17 protein-coding genes are annotated in these 16787 nt (G+C 54.0%); 4 read left to right on the forward strand and 13 right to left on the reverse strand.

Features of this window, described 5'->3' with window-relative positions; genetic code table 11:
• The first annotated feature begins 31 nt into the window (after nucleotides 1-31).
• From IE065_RS12670 to IE065_RS12685, 4 genes are read left to right on the forward strand one after another with little or no spacing between them, the layout of a single operon-like run.
• A complete protein-coding gene (locus IE065_RS12670; RefSeq protein WP_189515648.1) occupies nucleotides 32-1018 on the forward strand; it encodes a glycosyltransferase family 2 protein in 987 nt (328 codons plus the stop codon).
• An 8-nt stretch (nucleotides 1019-1026) separates the two neighbouring features.
• Nucleotides 1027-2235: a DegT/DnrJ/EryC1/StrS family aminotransferase gene (locus IE065_RS12675; protein WP_200163266.1), complete on the forward strand. Its 1209-nt coding sequence runs from the start codon at nucleotides 1027-1029 to the stop codon at nucleotides 2233-2235.
• 15 nt (nucleotides 2236-2250) lie between these two features.
• A complete protein-coding gene (locus IE065_RS12680) occupies nucleotides 2251-3078 on the forward strand; it encodes a 6-hydroxymethylpterin diphosphokinase MptE-like protein (protein ID WP_189515650.1) in 828 nt (275 codons plus the stop codon).
• Complete coding sequence (locus IE065_RS12685; RefSeq protein ID WP_189515652.1) at nucleotides 3075-4118, forward strand: glycosyltransferase family 2 protein; 1044 nt, start codon at nucleotides 3075-3077, stop codon at nucleotides 4116-4118. The genes IE065_RS12680 and IE065_RS12685 overlap by 4 nt, the downstream gene beginning before the upstream one ends.
• Nucleotides 4119-4132: 14 nt before the next feature.
• Here the strand turns inward: IE065_RS12685 and IE065_RS12690 are convergent, their stop codons facing one another.
• The 13 genes from IE065_RS12690 to IE065_RS18065 form a co-directional block, all read right to left on the reverse strand.
• On the reverse strand, nucleotides 4133-5119 hold the full coding sequence (locus IE065_RS12690) for a Gfo/Idh/MocA family protein (RefSeq protein WP_189515654.1): 987 nt from the start codon (nucleotides 5117-5119) through the stop codon (nucleotides 4133-4135).
• Between the two features lie 23 nt (nucleotides 5120-5142).
• A complete protein-coding gene (locus tag IE065_RS12695; protein ID WP_189515656.1) occupies nucleotides 5143-5946 on the reverse strand; it encodes an NAD(P)-dependent oxidoreductase in 804 nt (267 codons plus the stop codon).
• Between the two features lie 21 nt (nucleotides 5947-5967).
• Nucleotides 5968-6585 (reverse strand): SIS domain-containing protein, encoded by a 618-nt coding sequence (locus IE065_RS12700; protein WP_189515658.1) that lies wholly within the window; start codon nucleotides 6583-6585, stop codon nucleotides 5968-5970.
• Between the two features lie 40 nt (nucleotides 6586-6625).
• Nucleotides 6626-7303, reverse strand: a complete 678-nt coding sequence (locus IE065_RS12705) for an acylneuraminate cytidylyltransferase family protein (protein ID WP_189515660.1) — start codon at nucleotides 7301-7303, stop codon at nucleotides 6626-6628.
• A gap of 9 nt (nucleotides 7304-7312) precedes the next feature.
• Nucleotides 7313-8146, reverse strand: coding sequence for a motility associated factor glycosyltransferase family protein (locus IE065_RS12710; RefSeq protein ID WP_189515662.1), 834 nt, complete (start codon nucleotides 8144-8146; stop codon nucleotides 7313-7315).
• The gene (locus IE065_RS12715) at nucleotides 8146-8832 is read right to left on the reverse strand and encodes a cytidylyltransferase domain-containing protein (protein ID WP_189515664.1); all 687 of its coding nucleotides are present in this window, start codon (nucleotides 8830-8832) and stop codon (nucleotides 8146-8148) included. The genes IE065_RS12710 and IE065_RS12715 overlap by 1 nt, the downstream gene beginning before the upstream one ends.
• Before the next feature lie 83 nt (nucleotides 8833-8915).
• A complete protein-coding gene (locus tag IE065_RS12720) occupies nucleotides 8916-10289 on the reverse strand; it encodes a hypothetical protein (RefSeq protein WP_189515666.1) in 1374 nt (457 codons plus the stop codon).
• Nucleotides 10290-10371: 82 nt separating this feature from the next.
• Entirely contained in the window at nucleotides 10372-11097 is a 726-nt protein-coding gene (locus IE065_RS12725) for a class I SAM-dependent methyltransferase (protein ID WP_189515668.1), read from the reverse strand.
• A 62-nt stretch (nucleotides 11098-11159) separates the two neighbouring features.
• Entirely contained in the window at nucleotides 11160-12281 is a 1122-nt protein-coding gene (locus IE065_RS12730; RefSeq protein ID WP_189515670.1) for a glycosyltransferase, read from the reverse strand.
• A 23-nt stretch (nucleotides 12282-12304) separates the two neighbouring features.
• Nucleotides 12305-13549 (reverse strand): glycosyltransferase, encoded by a 1245-nt coding sequence (locus tag IE065_RS12735; RefSeq protein ID WP_189515672.1) that lies wholly within the window; start codon nucleotides 13547-13549, stop codon nucleotides 12305-12307.
• Nucleotides 13550-15202, reverse strand: a complete 1653-nt coding sequence (locus tag IE065_RS12740) for a glycosyltransferase family 39 protein (RefSeq protein ID WP_189515674.1) — start codon at nucleotides 15200-15202, stop codon at nucleotides 13550-13552.
• Nucleotides 15203-15304: 102 nt separating this feature from the next.
• Complete coding sequence (locus IE065_RS12745; protein ID WP_189515676.1) at nucleotides 15305-16384, reverse strand: MORN repeat-containing protein; 1080 nt, start codon at nucleotides 16382-16384, stop codon at nucleotides 15305-15307.
• Nucleotides 16385-16476: 92 nt separating this feature from the next.
• On the reverse strand, nucleotides 16477-16787 hold a 311-nt coding region (locus IE065_RS18065), incomplete at its 5' end, for a helix-turn-helix domain-containing protein (protein WP_229792110.1).

A 16787-nucleotide genomic window follows, 5' to 3' on the forward strand; every position in this document is an offset into this window, starting at 1 on the left:
AATTTCCAGCTACTTCAATCTGCTAATAACCATGGCATCCCTCTCCACTGAGATACCCGCCGCCGGACCAGCTATCTCCCCGGCCCCTGTGCTCTCCATCGTGACCCCCGCTTACAACGAGGCGGAATCCGTGCGCTTGCTGTGGGAAAAAATCTCTTCCGTGCTCAACGATAGCCCGTGGACGTTCGAAGTCATCTACATTGATGACGGAAGTAGTGACAACACTTGGGAGAAAATTCGCCAATTACAGGCGGATTATCCTCAGGGCGTGCGCGCCTTTCGGCTAAGGCGTAATTTCGGCAAGGCCGCAGCGCTCTCGGTGGGCTTCTCCGCTGCCCGCGGCGACTATGTTATCACAATGGACGCTGACCTGCAGGATGAGCCTGGCGAAATCCCTAGCCTCATGGCCAAGCTTGAGGAAGGCTACGACCTAGTCTCCGGTTGGAAGCGTGAACGTAATGATCCGCTGGAAAAACGGCTCCCCTCCCGACTTTTCAATGCCGTCACCCGGAAAATCTCTGGCCTCGAACTGCATGATTTCAACTGTGGCCTCAAGGCCTACCGAGTGGAAGTCGTCCGCGAATTACCGCTTTATGGCGAATTGCACCGCTACATCCCCATCCTTGCCCATGCCGAGGGCTATCGCGTCACTGAGATCCCAGTTAAGCATCACGCCCGCGAATTCGGCATCTCCAAGTATGGGCTTGGCCGCTATTTCAAGGGCTTCCTGGACCTGTTGACCGTAGCCGCGATCACGCGCTTCCTTCAGCGTCCGGGTCATTTGTTTGGTGGGTCGGGCCTCGTACTAGGGGGCCTCGGCTTTCTGATTTTGTGCTATCTGACTGCGGTCAAACTGTTTCTGGGCGCAGGTATTGGGCAACGCCCGCTCTTGCTCTTCGGAGTATTACTCATGCTCTTGGGCGTGCAGCTCATATCCGTTGGGTTGGTCGGTGAGCTGATCGTCCGCAAGCTAGGCGGCCACCGCGAAGCCTATCAAGTCCGGGAAACCCTCGGTTAAGTTTCACCATGGCAGATATAAAAGTTCCACTTCTCGATCTCAACGAGCAAAACCACAGCCTTGCTGCAGAACTGACTGCTGCATTTGAGCGCGTGCTCGGCCATGGCCAATTTATTCTGGGCCAAGAAGTCTCTGCATTTGAGGAGGCTGCCGCTAAAGAATTGGGCGCACGCCACGCAATCGGTGTCAGTTCAGGCACTGATGCCCTGCTACTCGCCCTGATGGCGCTCGATATTGGCCCCGGCGACGAAGTGATCTGCCCAAGCTTTTCGTTTTTCGCCAGCGCCGGAACGATTGCCCGCCTCGGTGCCAAGCCTGTCTTTGCTGACATCTGCCCGGTCTGCTTTAACCTCGACCCGGAATCAGTCGCCACCCTCATCACGCCACGCACCAAGGCCATCATGCCAGTGCATCTCTTTGGACAAGCGGCAGCAATGGAGTCCTTGCTTGCCCTAGCGCGTGACCACAACCTGCGGGTCATCGAAGACGCCGCGCAGGCCTTTGGAGCCGCCTACCGTGGTAAAGCTCTCGGAACTCTAGGAGACTTCGGCTGTTTCAGTTTCTTCCCGAGTAAAAATCTCGGCGGTTTCGGTGACAGCGGCCTGATCACCACCGAAGACGACGCCTTGGCACATCGCGCACGCATCCTGCGCGTCCATGGGGCAGAACCCAAGTATTACCATTCGTTGATTGGCGGCAACTTCCGCATCGACGCGCTTCAAGCCGCGCTATTGGCCGTCAAGCTGCCGCATCACCGACAGTACAGCCACGCCCGTGCAACCAATGCCGCCGAATACAACGAGAAACTCGGCGCACTGCCCGGTGTTATCAAAGAACGCAGTTGCGAGCTTTGCAATACAGGGCCAGTTAGCAACCAAGAGGCCCCCCGCCTGATCCTACCGCAAGCATTGCCGGAGAACACCCACATCTGGAACCAATATACCGTGCGCCTGCCCGCACAACCCGGCGCAAACGAACTACCTCGCGACGCACTTAAACGCTGGCTCAACGAACGCGACATCGGCGCAGAAATCTATTACCCGGTTCCCTTCCATCAACAGGCATGCTTTGCCTACTTGGACAATGCACCCTGCATTGAATCTGAACGCGCCGCGCGTGAGGTTCTGAGCATCCCAATTTACCCAGAGCTAGCCGTCGACCAACGCGAGCGTGTAATCGAGGCAATCACCGAATTCCTCGAAGACGCGGGTTATTAACTACGCAGCGCTACCATGAGTTTCACGACACGATTAAAGCGGTATCAAACAAAAATCCGGCGCGGCGTTCATCAACTCGCTGGAATCGCAAATATCGCACTCGGCGACAATGATCGCCGCATCCTGTCATTGAAAGATCGGCATCGCGGAGAAACCGCCTTCGTGCTTGGCAATGGGCCAAGTCTGAAAGCCGCTGACCTCGACCTGCTCAAGCCCTACGTCACGTTTGCCAGCAATAAGATTTACTTGGCTTACGAAAGCACCGATTGGCGGCCGACCTATTACAGTCTGCTCGATGTGCTGGTCGCTGAGAATAATCGCGATTGTATTCGTGGAGTTGAGTCCACGAAAATCTTCAGCAGCGACGCGGAGAGCTATCTCGGAGACGCTGTGACGCCAGACATCACTTGGGTCCATGGTCTTTATTACAATCCGTCTCACCAAGACCGCGACTTCAAGTTTTCCACGAACGCATTGACCGGAACCCATTCGGGATGGTCGGTCGTTTATTTTCAATTGCAGTTGGCGCATTACATGGGCTTCACCAAAGTCTATCTGCTTGGCTTGGACTTCAGCTTTGCGCTTTCGCCAACGACCGGCGCGCAAAGCGCCCATGGCGAAGTCCTCAAAAGCGAAGGTGAGGTCAACCACTTCCATCCCGACTACCGCAAGCCGGGTGAAACCTGGACCGTACCGCGACTAGATTTGCAATGCAAAGCTTTCGTTGCCGCACGCCGAGCCTTTGAATCATCGAACCGAAAACTGATCAACGCTTCCCGCCAAACCAAGCTGGACATACTCGAACGGCAAGACTTGGATTCCGTGCTGGCTTCGCTGAAATGATGAAGATTTCGGTCATCATCAATAACTACAACTACGGCCGATACCTGCGCCAATGCTTGGAATCGGCACTTAACCAAACACATCCGTTTGATGAAGTCATCCTAGTAGACGACGGATCGACCGATGATTCACGTTCAATTGCCGCTAATTATTCCGCGCAGATCACCATCATCAACCAAGAGAATGGCGGCCAGGCCTCCGCGATGAACACCGGCTTCCAGGGCAGCAGCAGTGATCTCATTCTTTTTCTCGATGCCGATGACTTCCTGCACCCATCCGCCGCCGAACAGATAATGCAGGCATGGCAGCCCGCCTACGCGAAAATGCAGTTCCGCTTAACGCAAGTGGACGAGCAATCAAGAACCACGGGCGAATTACCAAGCCCTGGCCAACGCCTTCCCGCTAGCGATGTGCGCGAACAACTATTAACGCAAGGCCGCTACGGCAGTATGCCAACATCAGCCAACGTGTTTTCCCGCCAAGCACTGGAACGCATCATGCCAATTCCCGAACGGGGATACCGCACCAGCGCCGATTTATTCTTGTCGATTCTCATTACGCGCCATGGCGAGATCGGTGCCCTGGAACAAGCGTTGGGCAGCTATCGAGTCCATTCCCAGAACTGCTTTCATACTGGCGCTTTGATTACACTCGACCACCGACAGCTCACAAACCGCGTGCAATCACATCTACGACGCAGCGAACTTCTGGCGCAGGAGAACGCACGCGAAGGCCGCCAGCCGACCAGTTTGCCGCTCGTTTCAATTCCCGGCTGGATTGACCGTATGATTGCGCATCGCCTTGGACTCGACGAGCAAACTGGCGACAACGCCACGATGACCCAACTCAGCAATGGGCTCCACCAAACCATTAACTCACGCTACCCAAATAAGCCATTGTATCGACTCTGCGGCGCGCTGATGCGCCTTGTGTTGCAGCATTTTCCATTGGCCGCAATACGCTTGCTCGGCTCTCTCGAGCGCCGCGTTCCATATCAATGGAAAAGCAACTTACTCCAGCGCGCAGGCATTCAATTTTAGCACTGCAGTTTGAATTAGCTGCGATTCAAGACCCGATCCATTGCACGCATTACGCGGAGCGCGTCCATCGAATGGCCAAGTTCAATGGGCTTATCGTCACGGATGGCTTCGCAGAAATGAACGACCTCACTCAGCCATGAAGAATCCGTGTGATAGATGATGTGTTCCTCGCGCTCAAACTCTCCGTGCGCTGCATTAATGCCATTATGTTTAATCGCCAAATCCTCGTCGCCATAAACACCCGATGACGTTTTCAGCCCGTTCAAAATCAGGGCACCACCTTCTAGGAAAACCTCCAGCGAGAATAAATAGCGCCACTGAGTCATCGTGGAATGTAGCGAAGCGCAAACACCATTTTCGTTGTTACGCATAATCGCAAACACATTGTCTTCGAGCCCTTCCATCTTCCAGAACAAGTTGGAAACCAGCGAATGGACTTCATCGTATTCACCACCCAAATGCAGGAATAGATCGAGCATGTGAATACCCTGATCCAGCATAATCCCGCCGCCAGCCAGCTCCGGCTTGGCACGCCATCCGTTGAAATAACTCTCATCAACTTCTTTGCCGTAGCGACCACGCATCCAGAGCACGCGGCCCATTTCATTGGTGTCCACAATCTGCTTCATCTTCTTGATGCTGCCATGGTGCCGATGATTAAAGCCATACATCAGCTTGCGTCCGCTGGCAGCCTCTACCTCACGAACGGCCTCCACCTCTGCTGCCGTAAATGCTGGCGGCTTTTCGGAGAAGACATGCTTACCGGCAGCGAGCGCATCCTTGCACAGCGTCGGAATCCGGTAATTAGGAGTACAGATAAACACCGCGTCAATGTCGTCACTCTGAATGATCTCGTTCTCATTAGCGACAACGCGATGCTTGGCGTCCGGCGATGGTGTCGGATCGTAAACCGCAACGACTTCCGCGAGTCCACTTTGCTCAAGGGCATCCGCACGGATTTTTCCCATTTTACCAAACCCGATTATTCCGCATTTAATCATTATAGAAACCTATTATAAATAAACTAAAACTTCTGAATGAAATCTTCAAAATCCTTCGCCAATCCCTGCAGGAAGGTTTCATTTGCACTGGCCACATGAGGGCTCATCCAAAATAAATCCGGATGAAACTCCGCCAGTTTCCCCTTGTATGGTTCTTCCCAAAAAACATCGAACGCGGCGCAAAGACGGCCCTGTTTAATTTCTCCATACAAGGCGTCTTCATCGACAATCGCGCCTCGCGCCGTGTTCACCAATCCAGCGCCATCTTTCATTTGCGCAAGGAAATCAGTGCCAACAAAACCTTTGGTCTCTGGTATCGACGGAATATGCAAAGTAACGACGTCAGCCTGCGGCAGAGCCTCGCGCAAAACATCCGGATGGTGATGCGCAACATCATAAGTAAGCACGCGGCACATAGGCTTCAGTTTCTCGGAAACGCTGCTGCCGATGTTGCCCGCGCCAACGACGAGCACCGTTCGGTTGCCCAGAAAAACACGCGGTGCCTTCGTCCATTTCGCTAAATCGCCCACCTCACGATACAGCAGGCAAAGGATCAGATAGACTGCATAATTCGCCGTCTCTTCGTAGATATATCGCCGAGTTTCATTAGAAGGCAGGCCAAGGGCAATGTTCCGCTCCTTGAGCTCCTCGATCGGCAAGTTATCCAAGCCCACACCGCACTTGAAGACGCCTTTAAGATTCGGCATCGCACGGTGGTCAAACGGTCGACTGCCCAACACGGCAATCTCCGCAAGCTCAGGTTCTACAGTGTCTGCCGTTACCTGCGTATAGGAGTCCAGCGTGGCGGTATTTTTCCAAATTTTCATACAGTAAAATTTCGAGAAGGATCAGTCGCGCACTTGACGCATGTTTTGAAAATCCCCCGTCGACCACTCCTCAATGCCAATGAATAAATCCAGCCAAGCGTGCAGCAGAATCTGGTGCGCGCACTCAACCACGCCATACGTCTTGGCTCCGGTGTAGAGATTAAGGTCACCCAATTGGCGAGATTGATTATCGGGGCGCAGACCAGACAAAGTAATCACGCCCATGCCTTTTTTGCGCGCAGTATCAATGGTGCGAATGATGTTGGGCGAGTTGCCGGATGAACTGATCGTGATCAATAAGTCGCCGCTCTTGGCGTACCAACTCAAGGGCGCGCTGAAGGCTTCTTCGTAGCCCAAGTCGTTCCCCATCGCCGTGAGCAACGAAGAATCTGAAAAAGCGTGTGAAGGCACACCACCGTTCTTGGTCCAATCGAGCGCCATGTGATTGGCGAACGAAGCGCTGGCGCCGTTGCCGACAAGATACTGTTTCCGGCCCTGCTCCTGAATGCCTCGACTGATCCCGCACAACTCGCGAAAGGCCTGCTCGTTCTCAATTATCTGGCCACCGCGGTTCGTAACCACAAGACAGCCAACCGCCTGGTGGACCGAATCATTGAAGGATCTGAAAAAGTTTTTCATTGAACCGGAAATCTCATCTAATCCTGACCACAGCCAAGCGTTAATCGCCAGATTCCAACTCCTGACTGATCGTCAGCAGCGCCTCTGCAAACCGAAGGTCAGCCTCGGTTTTTATCACATGCGAAGCAAGTTTATTGAGTGCGAAATACCCCACCTTGCCCGCGTAAGTCGCGCATTTCCCGGCCTCAATCGCGCCGAGATACGCACTGCGGCGCCAGCCAGTAATGCTCCAGCTCACACGCTGAACAGGCAGCAAATCCTGCGAGTTCGTCTTCTCCGCATAGGTGAAATTAACCGGCTCTCCGCGATAAAGGCACTCGATCTGGATGTCCTCCGTCGACAACACGCAGTCGTAATCCGACTCCGTGGCGAAAGCGACAAAGCGGCGTAAATCCTCCACCGTCACAAAAGGCGCAATGCTGTGCACCTGATAAACGCGCTCGCACTCATGCTTGCCAAGGAACTCCGCGATGTATTGCTCACTCGTGGCCGTATTACTGCCCAGTTCAGACGGACGGCGATGAAAAAATGCCCCTTCGGCTCCAGCGATCGGCTCAAAATCAGGATGCTCGGAGTTAACCCAGATTTCATCGAAGCAGCCCGCGGCAACACACTTGCGGATCGCGCGCACAATCAGCGGCACGCCGCCAAGCTCGCGGAGATTTTTGCGGGCAAGACGCTGGCTACCCATACGGGCGGGGATAATCGCGATGTTCATAAAATCAATTTAGCGCGAGAAAAGCGTGCTGTATTCAACCTTCTCGAAAATGTCCAATTTCGTGCCCGGCGATGCATTGAGCACGCAGCGGCCATCGTAACGAAACGCAGTCTCTGCCAATGCGTAGGCGCGCTCCATTCCATGGATGTCGATATGCACTTGCTCGTCTTTGCGGTAGTAATTTTTGGTAAAATGAGCGCCTAGCTTATCGCTGCTGACGTATTGTCCGCTCTTGGGAACGCTATTGGGGTCGATACCGTAATCATGATCCAAGCCCAATACGACGACCTCTTCAAACCCCAAGTAATATAGAATCTGCAAGCAGACAAAAATCACCGTTCCGCCCAAGAAAACATAGCGATCTGGCTGAAAAGAAAACTGCCATGGCTTCTCCACGTCCAATACGCGATACTCTTGATCCGCAACGGTGTTGAGCCAGGCCGTTGGCGAATCGGACTCCAGTTCCTCTTGCAGAAAATATGGGATGAACCGCTGGCATTTTAAATTGCGAATCATCTCCGGATGGCTTTTCCAGAAAAAGTTAGAGACCGTGACGAAGTAATCCAGTTTCAGCCCTTCAATCATGGCTGTCCCGTTGACGCCCATCACAACCTCGCCAGCCAAACGAGACAAGTCGACCTTGTTCAGGCTGGGGCCACAGCCAACGAGAAAGCAACGCTGGCCGCGCTTACTGTCTTTGGCATTGGTGAACCACTCGGCTGGCGGCTGCATCTGATTACGCAACGCACACCGAAGGCCGTCTCGCAAGTCATTGTGGGCGAGCTGCAAATCCGCCCCCAGCAGGAAACGAATATTTCTATACAAGCGTCGAAGGCTCTGCATCACTCGCTAGGCTGTGTCATGGAGAGGAGTCGTCGCGCTTCCTCAAAGTCTTCCATGGTGTCTACATCGAACCCAGAGGATTGCGGCACTTTGAACATCATTGGATTACTGCCAATGCGGCAACCGGTACGCAGCGCGGCGTCTTTGGTTATCGCGTAAAGTCCGGTGGTTTCTTCTAGGACAATGGCGTCCTGCGAACGAGGCAGGCCGTTCGGGCGATGTGGATCATAATTCATCGCCTGTCCATTAAACCAAAACCAGCCAGTCTTCTCAGTCACTAGGAACATGGAGTCGTAGCGGTCCAACGAATTCGAGAAGGACTCAATTGACTCGCGGATGATCGAGCCCGGCAACGTAATGGCCGTTACATAAACCTGCGCGAAAATATCGTAGCTATCATGAAGCGTCGCAAATTGGCTCATGAGGTGATTGCCGTTTGCCGCGTCACTGGCAAACCATTCACTTCTCTGATGAAACTTGAACCGATCGCCATAGCGGTCTTTAAAAAAATCATGCGTGCTGCGATTTTCACTATCAATATAAATGTCCCATTCCGCGGGCATGTGCTCATGTAGCTCGTCGAGAAGCCAAGTAGAAAACGGTTTTCCTGCGAGATTGCGGAAGTTCTTATTGGGAACACGCGTGCTTGAACGCGCCTTGATGGGGATTTGCAAAGCAATCTTCATATAGGAGCAGAATCCTATGCTGCTCATTATGTCCAAGCAATTCCCAAATCAGCTAGCGGCCCACATACAGCACGATACAAACCTCACCATAAAATGTGCGCTGCCTTGCGGTAGGGACGCCAATTAAGGATAAGAATGTTCGGTAACAAACTTGCTAAAATTGGGCCGTAATACCCCAACTGGTTTTGAATGATAAAAAGGCATGCTAAGCCAACTAAAGCCGCGACCGCCACATCCCAATAAAACACCATTTCGTTGCCAACCGCACACACCAAGGTGCAAAACACATCGAAGCGCACAACCAGCACGAGCAGCCCCAACAAAAACCACGCGGGCCGGGAAATGAACTGCATGTTACTGCCGATCAGTTCCAGGATTGGACTTAGCACAACCCCAAACGCAATAATGCCCAACAAAAGGAGTAACAGGCTTAGCCCGCCGCGCTTCAGCACGATGTTGCGCAACGCCTCAATGTCATTCATCGAGCGAAGACGCGACATGAGTGGCTGTACGGCGATAAACGGAGCCTGCGCCATTTGCGTCAGCGTTTGTATCATCCGCAAGGCAAACAGGTAGCTAGCCAGTTCTCCCTTCGATGCGTAAGCGGAGTACAACACACCAGAAAGCTGCACGCTTCCCACCATACCAAACTGCCCGAGAAGCCCCTTCCAGGTTGGCCCCCAGGACCAGTGGAACACCTCTTGGTCAAAGCGGAAAATACGAAAAAATCGCGCGCGCCCACCTTCGACCAAATGCAGCATTTGACGGTTCCAAAAAGTGCCAATCAATGCAGTGAGCTGCATAACAATCACCAGCGCAATGATCCCACCGCCGGCATACACCGCAATGCTCCCGGCTATCGTTGAAAAAATGCCCCACACAACGCTCCACCGATTCACGATAGCCACATGGTTCATACCTTGCAGAGCAATTTGATAGTTTAAGAAAGTGAACTGAAAAAACGACGTTGCTTGCAGAATGCCAAAGGCAATCCACAAGCCATGGCTATCAGACGCACCCTGCAAAATATTCCCCAAACCAAACCACGCCATCAGATAGGCGACTAATACGTTTACGAGGCTCACCACCAGTGTCATCACGCCGATCACACCGAATGCACGCTCAAACAAAGGCCAGTTCGCCGTGCCGTCATTTTTTTGAACACGCTTTCCTTCAATCGGTGCCAAACTAGTCGCCCCACCCATGGCAAACGCCAGCATACGCGTGAAGGTCAAGTTTAGGCGCTGTGTAATGAGGACTCCAAAGAAATTCAGCGATGCAAAAAGATACCAACTCGCGATTTCCAATTCATCAAAACGGGTCAAAATCAACGGCGTAATCAAGACCAGCCTCAGCGACTGCACCGCAGTATTCCCCCAAGTGGTGAACGTGGGCGAGTTCCATAGCCAAAGAATCAATCGATGAATACTCAGGCAAGCTGTGCGAAAAAACTTCATGCGCTACTCGATTTCCGAAATGCCTTTCTTTTCCCCGATGGTATCCGCCAACACCACCAAACTGATGTTGCCAGCGCCATCATTATTTGAGCTTCTCGCACTTATGAATCAGCTCGCGCTTGCCTAGGTTCATTCGTAGAATGTCTGCTTCGGAGAGCGTTAATTCATCGAGCATATAAAATGGGGCAACGCTAAATCCTGCCCGCTCCAGACGCTCGTCGATATCTTCCCCGTAATAGCGCACATGGTCGCCCTGCCCAAAATGCTTAAAGCGCTCACGCGGATCAGTAATGCTATCGTCTTCGTAGGTTTTACTACCACGAATCGGTACCTGGACGATCGCCACACCTCCGGGGGCCAACACACGATAAAGCTCCGACATAGCGGCAGCGTCCTCCGTTACGTGCTCCAGAACATTGCTGCAATAAATGAAATCAAAAGACGCGTCAGCAAAGGTCATTTGGGTAATATCCTCCTTGCGATCCACGCCACTCATAAACAAGTCCGTGGTCACATAGCGGTCTCCCAAGGCGGTGCGCAGTCTGGGTGCTAGACTCTTTTCCGGCGCAAAGTGCAGCATACGAGGCTTTGATTTGAGGACACCCTGCTGCTCCAGATACAAGGCGAAATGTCGGGTCCGCTCAAACGATCGGCACAACGGGCAAAGTCTTTTCTCCGGCTCAAAATTTGATTGGCCGCCGCCGGCACCGCGATCAAAACCCACCCACTGGTGGATATCACGCTCGCAGGCCGGACAGTGAAACGGCAGACGCGGAAAGCCCAGCAACTTGCCAGAATAATGCATCATGGCCGCAGACAGGCGACGGCATCTCCGGCGCGCGGTAGCGATTAGACTGCTCATTTGCTTGCTCATTTTTTTGTCAATAAGGTGTTCACCGCCACGTCGTAAAATTGCGCCGCCACGCGGGATACGTCAAAGGCCTCACTTCGTTCTCGCAAGGCTGCACAGTCCCACTGCCGAGACAATGCTTCCCGTATACCTACAAACAACGCCTCCGAATCATTGACCGGAGTCAGGATGCCCCACTTGCCGTTTTCCAGAATCTCACGCGGGCCACTGCGGCAATCATTCGCCACCACTGGTCGCCCCAGCGCTATAGCCTCCAGCAAGACCAAAGGAAAACCTTCCCAGCGCGAGGGCAGCACAAAGCAATCGGCGCGCTGCACATAAGGAAAAGGATTCGCCTGTCGCCCAAGGAATACAACGTCCGCCTCAAGGCCCAATTCTGACGTCAATTGCTGATGCGCCGCCATCAGTTCTCCGTCTCCGAGCAACCACAGCGCCGGACGCTCTGCTCGCTCAAACAGCGCCATTGCACGAATCAGCACGTCGAAGCCTTTTTGCACCACCATCCGACCCGAGGCCACCAAGACTGGACGGTCGCCGGATTCTGGAAACGTCGCCAATTCCTTGGCCTGAGCCCGCACCTGCGCCACCCGAACGGGCGGCGGAATGAAAACGGTCCGCACTTCGTCGAGACCGATTGTATCGATCAGATAGCGGCAAATGTCCTCCGATACGCCCACCACACAGTCTGCATGGGGCAACACGCACCGTAGCGAAAGCTCCTTGAGCAGGCGCTCGCCGGGCTTGCCGGTACGGCGTAATTTTTCTCCTAGGTGATTGTGCACTGTCGGGATGACACACGTACGCCCCCGCCCGCTCCACACGTTGACGAGATTCACATGATTAATGGCCGAAAACACCACACCGGGGCGCGCTTCCTCCAACCACTGTCGATAGCGCCCATTGAGCCCCAACAGCGAACCGCCAAGATAAGCCACAGCCACACGTTCATGGATCGGCATTGGGCTGGTGCCTCCCGCTTGATGCACTGCCAGACAGACCGACGTTTCCGGCCTCTCTGCAAGCTCATTGAGCACGCGCAGGGTCGCCATCTCCGTGCCGCCCCCTTTCAACCAAGGAAGGAAAAAGCCAATTTTGAGCGAGCTGGCATCACGGGTATTCATGCGGGAATCACGGGCGGGATTTTTCAACCACGTCCTCCTGAAAGCAAGCCATCATAGACCCGCAGCAGTTTCTGTGTCACCACCCCGGGACTAAATTCGGTTTCGTAGCGTTGACGGGCCTTAGCCACCAACTCACCCGCCAAATCAGGGTCAACCAGCACACGACGAACCGCCGTTGCAATTTGCGATGGGACACCCGGCTCCACGAGCAGACCAGTTTCACCGTCGATGATCATGTCCACAATCCCACCACAGCGCGAGGCAACGACAGGCGTTCCCGCCGCCATTGCTTCAGCAAAGACCACCCCTTGCGCCTCCACAGCCCCTCCTGGCCCCGGCTTAGAGGGGCCTACAAACACATCTGCTGCCGCAAAATAGTGCGAAAGCTCTGCGCGATCCACCCAACCATCAAAAGTCACCCGATCGGCCACCCCCAAGGCTCGCGCCAATTGTTCAAATTTTGCCCGATCAGCGCCCTCTCCAAGAACCAGCAGATGGGCTGAGGCATCCAGCCCGTTTAAAGCCGTAATTAAATCGCCAACGCCCTTTTGCTCGATCAACCGCCCCACGAAGAGCAGTAATTTGCCACCCTCAAAGCGTTTGCGAATAGCCGCAACCTTCGCAGAATCTGCTGGCGTCACATTAGGCGAGGCAGGCACGCGATGTATGCGATCTGCCGTAGCCCCCAGCCGCAAAAGCGCCGCCTCGGTCACTGAGCTATTCGCCGTAAGCGCATCAGCATGCGTGACCACACGGCGTTTTAAACGACCGTATACCCCGCCCTCTTTCAGGCCAAACACGTCACTCCCATGGCTGGTAGCGATCACTGGCAAGCAATGCCCACCCACCAGCGCCGTCAGCCCTTGTGGCAGCAGCGAATGCGCGTGCAGTAGATCGAAATCGCCCGAACGAGCCAGCCGCCGAGTCGCCATTACCTGGGCCAGAAAGAAGAACGGAAGCTGCCACTTGCGATGCGGATGCTCCCTCAGTTGGACAAGCATCCCCCCCTCATAGCACAGCCCTTGCCACGATTCCGGCCACAAATAAGGGAAACGCACGACGTCTACCCCCCCCAGTCGCTCATTTTTCACCCCCCCCCCCGCATGAGGCGCAAGCACGGTCACCGACCACCCCGCAGCCGCTATCGCCTCTGCTTGCCCAAGAACAAACGGCGGTGTGTCGTCCCCGGCCCAGCGCGGGAACACCGAGGTGCTCATTAGCACGCGTCGCCCGGCTGACTTTGGCTTACTATGCGGCGCACTCATCATCTAGGGATTCATTCGCGTCACACGGGCGAACTCAAGCCCGTCACGAGTCACTTCGCCAACCGTTTCTCCAGGCAACATATCGGCGAAACCAAAACGACGAATGCCCAAATAATAATCTGGATTTGCATCGGGGTCCACGAGTTCAAATCCATCGGGTAAAAACAAAACCACCATAGCCATCGGAGGCTGAGCAATGCTCTCATAACGCTCAAATATTTTCGCCTTCGGAGGCAGCATGGCGACACGAACCGGGCGTGATTGACCCGCTAACAAATCATTGGCTTGCACATCTGCCAGCATAATGTCGACCGCCTCACGGTAAGCCGTGCCCCAATAATCGACATCATATTGATTTCCCACGGCAGCCAACCCACCAGAGAGTCGATTGAAATAGGCATACTCGTAGGGGTGTAGACGGATGGATTCCCACGATGTAAACAGAGCCATGATCGCAAGAATCACCAGCCATGCCATACCAAGACGTCTGGAAATTTGCTTTAGCTGGTTCCAGATCCAGGCAGTCACTATCGCGATCAGCACCGCGAGCATTGGCACAATGAAAAGCACGTGCCGCAGGCCATCATAAACGACAGAGCCTTTATACACGATGTAGGCTACCGGAAATATTGCCGCAAACAACAAGGCCAAAGCCACGGCCATTTCCCGCGAGTAGGTAATATCAACCAGCGCCTTGCCTCGGGTCAACAGCAAGACCAGCAAAGCGGAGGCCAGAACAAAAAACCACAAGTCCGGCAAGCCCATGCCAAGCATGGCTGGGAGGTAATCCCATGGAATCTCACCTGCGCCCAAAAGCTCGCCGCGGTATAGCGCTTTACCCGACCAACCAAAAGAGGTCACCATCGAAAGCGTGTCAGCAGTTGCTGAAAAGGGGTTACGGTGTGCATTGGGCCAGTAGGCAATTAGCATTAAGAAGGCAGGCACCGCTGCGATGAGCAGCCAACAAATCAAACGTCTCGTCTCTCGAAATAGCGTTTGCCAACGCCGATCCTGCCCCAGCCATACGACCAAAGCCTGAATCCCGAGAAATAAGCCCGCATAGCAAAACAGCAACATTCCGCCGATCCGGACAGATAGACAGGCACCTGCAGCAAAGCCAAAGACCAGTGCAGTCCGCCAATTCATTAAGGCTGGCCGACCCACGACTCTTATCAGCGCATACATTGCCAGTGCAAAAGTAGCTGCAAAAGGGATGTCTTTCGGGTTAATAAACTGATGGCCCCAGTAGCGCGGTGTAAGCGCAAGCAGCACCGCCGCCAATAATCCGAGGGGGGGGCCACAAACATTACGGCCAATCATGTAGACGCTTAGCAACCCAACAAAACCGAACAATGCAGTACCGAGATGCCCAGTCGCCACGAGATCCAATGGCAATACTCGGCGCGCCAAGGCCAAGTTTAAATCGAAGAAGCCTGGGTAGTGGTCGGTATTACCGCGAAGCCTCGATGCTTCTTCCGAATCACCAGCGAACAGCGCCTGATAATACTCGTATTTAGCTTCGCCTCCACGCCAGCGGAAATACTCGTCCCAACTGACTCCATAGTCGTTAAACGTCATAAGCATAAGAAACCCAGTGCCTAGGAAAAATAACAAGGTCGCCCAGCGCCAAGCAATATTCTGCTTGGCGTTAGTCATCGGGAAGTAGCGGGCTTAATCGGCATTGCGCTGACGGCATTTTGATTTCGCTAGGCTGATAATATAGCCTCTGCTTGTAAACCGTAGAAAACCAGCCTCGGCCTACTTTACCAAGATACGGACTGGCTCGCCAGGAATACGGTCCTCGCGCGGAATAGGGCGGCCAATGAACTCACCCGCGTGCCAAAGGCCAGTAAGAGGGGTTCTGCCTGTATCTGGATGAAAAACCAGCGTGCCTTCGCCCGCAAAAAGTCCGTCCTGAAACTCGCCAACGTAGCGGTCACCGTTGGGATACTCGTAGACGCCTTGCCCATGAGGTAGCCCCTGGACAAATGCTCCAGCATAACGGGCGCTACTGGGATACTCAATGGAGCCTTGGCCGTGGGGAACATCATTGGCCAGATTACCATGAAACTCACGCCCGTCGGCAAAAAGAATTTTGCCATAGCCCTCACGAAGTCCGTTCCTGAATTCGCCACGATAAATGCTGCCTTCCGCGTCAGTGAGTTCGCCTTCGCCGTGCCACTTCCCCGCGAGGAATCCGCCGACATAGCGCCCTCCATCATCGGTAGTCTGCCTGCCAGGGCCAGTCGCAAGGCCTTGGATGAAATGTGCTTCTAGCCGACCACCAGCGGGCGTCGTTACGATGGCTTTCCCCTGCGCCACCCCTCGATCAAACTGCCCCTCGATGCGGATTCCATCTTCGTAAACAAGTATGCCCTGGCCTGCAATTTCGTCATCGAAGAACCCGCCTTTGTATTCACCAAATCCCTGGCCAATATACGTTCCCTGGCCTGATCTTTTCCCATGCTCCCATTCGCCTAGATAGTATTCACGCTTGGATCGAAACATCCCCTGCCCGTGTAACTCACCTTCCAGAAACTCGCCCTCGAACTGCTCGCCATCAGGCCTACGGCGCTTACCGTCTCCCTCAAGCAAGCCATTGACGAACGAACCTTTTTCAATGGTTCCGTCAGGATGGACAAACTCGCCTTGGCCCTCGATGAGACCGTGAGTGAACTCTCCCTTATAATAGCCGCCGTGCCGCCAAGCGAGCTTGCCCTGTCCATGAAAGAGTCCGTCGAGGAACTCGCCCTTGTAATGTGAGCTATCGGGCAAATCCGCCTCACCAGATCCATTCTTCGGGTGCTCGGAGCACCCTGCACCTAATGCGAAGAGCAACGCAAAAATCCAACAACTGACGCTACAGCGAAACACAATGGCGAAAAGGACAACATTAACTAAATAATCGAAAGCCTCAATCCATCCCCGCTTTAAACCTTCAAATCCATCTGCTCAATGCGCTTGCGCAAGGTGGCGCGGGTGATACCGAGCAATTTGGCTGTCTTAACCTGGTTGCCATCAAATTCCTTGAGCGCACGGATGATCATTTCACGCTCGATCTCGCTGAGGATGCCCTCGTCTGTTTCCTTGCGCAGGATTTGATAGAGGGCGTCGCAGGCAGATTCCAGCGTGGCGGCGGGTGCAATTGGTGCCAGCGACTCTAAGGGGGGGGGGGCTGTCGCGGTGTGGGGGGGGGAGGATATAGCGGGGGCGCTATCGAGTTTCTTCGGCGTAAATGGCT

Origin of the sequence: Cerasicoccus arenae, from assembly GCF_014651635.1 — a bacterium.
Taxonomy (GTDB): Bacteria; Verrucomicrobiota; Verrucomicrobiia; order Opitutales; family Cerasicoccaceae; genus Cerasicoccus; species Cerasicoccus arenae.